General features: G+C 68.4%; 1 protein-coding gene. It reads right to left on the bottom strand.

The window, feature by feature from the left end:
* Window positions 1–4,030, bottom strand: a 4,030-nt coding sequence (locus HUW62_RS46045) for a non-ribosomal peptide synthetase (protein ID WP_176438061.1), incomplete at both ends; no start/stop codon positions are given.

Raw genomic sequence — 4,030 nt, 5'->3', positions numbered from 1 at the left:
TGCTCCAGCACCTCTCCCTGCAACCACCCTCGCTGCCACTCCGCGTAGTCCGCGTACTGCACCGGCAGCTCTCCCAGCGGGGACGGCTTGCCTTCCGCGTACGCCTCGTAGAGTGCCGCCACCTCCCGCACCAACACCTCCGTCGACCACCCGTCCGACACGATGTGGTGCAGCACCACCACCAGCACGTGCGACTCCGCCGACAACCTCACCAGCGTCACTCGCAGCAGCGGGCCTCGCGTCAGGTCGAAAGGCCTCGCGACCTCCTCGCTCACCCAGCGCAACAGCGTGGCCTCATCCTTGGGCTGTTCGACTCGCCGGAGCTGGAACGCCGTCGGAGGCTGGATGACCTGGACAGGAACGCCACCCTCGTCTGGGAAGCAGGTGCGCAGGCTCTCGTGACGACGCACCACTTCCGCGAAGGCTCGCTCCAGCGCCTCCACATCGAGCGGTCCATCCAACCGGAGCGCGGTCGGAACGTTGTACGCGACGCCCCCGGGTTCGAGTCGATCAAGGAACCACAGTCGCTGCTGCGCGAAGGACAACGGCAGCACACTCCGCCGAGGTGAAGGCCGCAGCGCGGGCAACGAGACGGCTCGCGCGACCTGGTCCACCTTCCGCGCCAACGACTCCAGTGTGGGCGCCTCGAACAGCGCTCGCAAAGGCACTTCCACTCCGAGCGACGCACGGAGCCGAGCCACCACCTGCGTCGCGACGAGCGAATGCCCACCCAAGGCGAAGAAGTCGTCGTGTCGACCCACCCGCTCGACTCGCAAGACCTCCGCCCAGATGGAAGCCAGCGCCTCCTCCATCGGCGTCGCGGGCGGGACGTGCGCATCACCCGACACCACGGCCCCAGTCTCGGGCACTGGCAGCGCTCGACGATCCAGCTTTCCGTTCGGCGTCAGCGGCAACACGTCCAGCCACATGAAGGCCGCGGGCACCATGTGCGCCGGCAATCTCTCCTGGATGAACCCTCGCAAGGCAGCCACCTCCGCGGCCTGCCCGGAACGCGAGACGACATACGCGACGAGGCGCCGGTCTCCAGGCATGTCCTCACGCGCCACCACCACCGCATCGCGCACCGAATGATGCTCGCGCAGGACCGCGGCCACTTCTCCCGGTTCCACCCGGAAGCCGCGCACCTTCACCTGGAAGTCCGAGCGGCCGAGGAACTCCACGCGCCCATCCGCGAGCCACCGCACACGGTCCCCCGTGCGGTACATCCGAGCCCCCGGCATCACACTGAACGGGTCTGGACCAAACCGCTCCGCCGTCAGCTCGGCACGCGACAGGTAGCCACGCGCGACTTGCGATCCTCCGATGAACAGCTCCCCCGGAACACCGGCCGGCACCGGCTGCAGCTCGTCGTCGAGCACATACACCCGAGCATTCGCCAGGGGCCGCCCCAGTGGCACCGTGGCCAGTCGTGTCGACGGATTCGCATCCGTGCGCGCACGCGGCGAAGAGGTCGCAACCCCGCCTGCGAGCACCCCCACCGTCGTCTCCGTGGGGCCGTAGTGATTGAACACCTCGCACTCGGGAGCCAGCGCGCTCACCTGTTCCAGCAACGTCCAGGTGGAGGACTCGCCGCCCAGCACCAATCGCTTGCGCGGAAGCACTCGAGCCGGGTCCGGCGCCGTCAACAGCGCGGAGAGATGCGCGGGGACGATCTTCACGCAGTCCACGCCGTGACGCTCGAAGTACTCCGCGACCCCGACGGGATTTCCCGCGCGCTCCGCGGTGAGCACATGCAGCACCCCACCCGTGCACAGCGCGGGGAACAACACCGTGTTCCCCAGGTCGGCGCCGAATGTGGACACCAGCGCGAAGCTGGTGCACTCGCGCAACCGCAACCGCTCCGTCGCCGCCTGGACGTAGTTGACGAGCGCCCCATGCGATACGGCCACGCCCTTCGGGCGCCCCGTGCTCCCCGACGTGAACAACACGTACGCCAGATTCTCCGCGGTCCCTCTCCTGTCCGGGGCGTCCACTCGCTGGAGGGCGAGCTGCTCGGCCTCCGTGTCCAGTTGTACGCACCGCGCCGCACAGGCCTGGAACAAGGCCGCATGACGTGACTCCGTCACCACCACGGGCGCCGCGACCTCTTCCACCATCAGACACAGGCGCGTCGCTGGCTGCGACGGCTCCAGCGGCACATACGCGCCACCTGCCTTCAGGACCCCCAGCAACGCGACCACCAGCTCCACACTCCGGTCCAGGCACAGCGCAACAGGGACATCCGGTCCCACGCCCAAGGCCCGCAGATGATGCGCGAGCTGATTCGCCCGAGCATCGAGCTGCCGATACGAGAGCACCGCCTCCTCGCAGCGCACGGCCGGCGCATCCGGTGTCCGCGCCACCTGCCGTTCGATGAACTGGTGCAGCAACGCGGCTTCGAACGGGGCGTCCACGGCCGTGGTGGCCCAGTCCTCCAGGAGGTGTCGACGCTCGGAGGCGGTCATCAGCGGCAGCGCGGAGAGGCGCTGCTCAGGGTTCGCGGTGATGGACTCCAGCAGGACCTGAAGGTGGGAGACCATGCGAGCCGCCGTGGACGCCAGGAACAGGTCCGAGTTGAACAGCAGCGTCCCCGCGAAACCCTCCACCGTCTCACTCAGGTTCAGCGACAGCTCGAAGCGCGCGGACTCCGTGCCCTCGGTGGCCAGCGGCTTCAGCGACAGCGCGGGCAGCGCCAGGGCCTCCACCGGCGCGTTCTGAAGAACAAAGAGGACCTGGAACAGCGCGGTGCGACTCAAGTCGCGCACGGGGTGGAGCGCTTCCACCAGCTTCTCGAACGGAAGGTCCTGGTGCTCGTAGGCCCCCAGCGTGGTCTCCCGCACCTGGGCCAGCAGCTCGCGGAACGTGTCCCGAGGCCGCGACTGGGCTCGCAGGACCAGCGTGTTGACGAAGAAGCCGATGAGGCCCTCCGTCTCCGCGTACCTCCGTCCCGCGATGGGCGAACCCACGCTGACGTCCTCCTGCCCCGAATAGCGCGACAACAACACCTGGAACGCCGCGAGCAACACCATGAAGGGCGTGGCCCCCTCCGCGCGGGCCAGTGTCCCGATGGCGTCGCTCAGCTCCCTCGAAAGCCGCACCGGCACCGTGGCGCCACGGTGGGACTGAATCGCGGGCCTCGGACCATCCGTGGGCAGTTCGAGATGGGGAGGTGCTCCCGCCAGACGCTTGCGCCAGCCGTCGAGCTGCGCTTCCAGTCGCGCGCCACTCAGCCATTCGCGCTGCCAGCGTGCGTAGTCCGCGTACTGCACGGGGAGCGCGGCGAGCGGTGACTCACGGCCCTCGGAGAATGCGACATAGAGCGCGCTCAGTTCGCGCACCAACACACCGAGGGACCAGCCATCCGCGATGATGTGGTGCATCACCAGCGAGAGCACGTGCACCTCGGGCTCCAGCCGCGACAACGTGGCTCGCATGAGCCACTTCTGTCCCAGGTCGAACGGGCGCAGCGAATCCTCGACGGCTCGACGGCGCACCTCGGCCTCTTGCGCCGACCCGGTCAGTCCACCGAGGTCTTCAATCGTGAGCGGGAAGTCCGTGGATGGATGGATGACCTGAACGGGCTCGCCCTCATTCAGGGCGAAGGTGGTGCGCAGCGCCTCATGCCGAGCCACCAGTGCGGAGAACGCGCGGTGGAGGGCATCGAAGTTCAGCGCCCCTTCGAGTCGAAGGTGGATGGGGATGTTGTAGGCCGCGCTGCCCGGAGAGAGCTGGTCGAAGAACCACAGTCGCTGCTGCGCGAAGGACAACGGGGGCATCCCCGTGCGCGGCAGCGCGACCAAGGGAAACGCCTCGGACGACGGACCTGCTTCGCGCGAGGAGTCGATGCGCGCGGCCAGGGCTTCGACGGTGGGTGCCTCGAAGAGCGTGCGCAGCGGGAGGTCGACACCTGTCAGCGCACGCACCCTCGCCACCACCTGCGTCGCCAGCAGTGAGTGTCCTCCCAGCTCGAAGAAGTCGTCCTTCCTCCCCACCCGCTTCGCGCCCAGCACCTCCGCGAAGACCTCCGCCA

It is taken from the genome of Myxococcus sp. AM011 (assembly GCF_013372595.1).
Taxonomy (GTDB): domain Bacteria; phylum Myxococcota; class Myxococcia; order Myxococcales; family Myxococcaceae; genus Myxococcus; species Myxococcus eversor.
The sequence above is the reverse complement of the archived record's forward strand: the minus strand, read 5'-3'. Positions and strand labels throughout refer to the sequence as shown.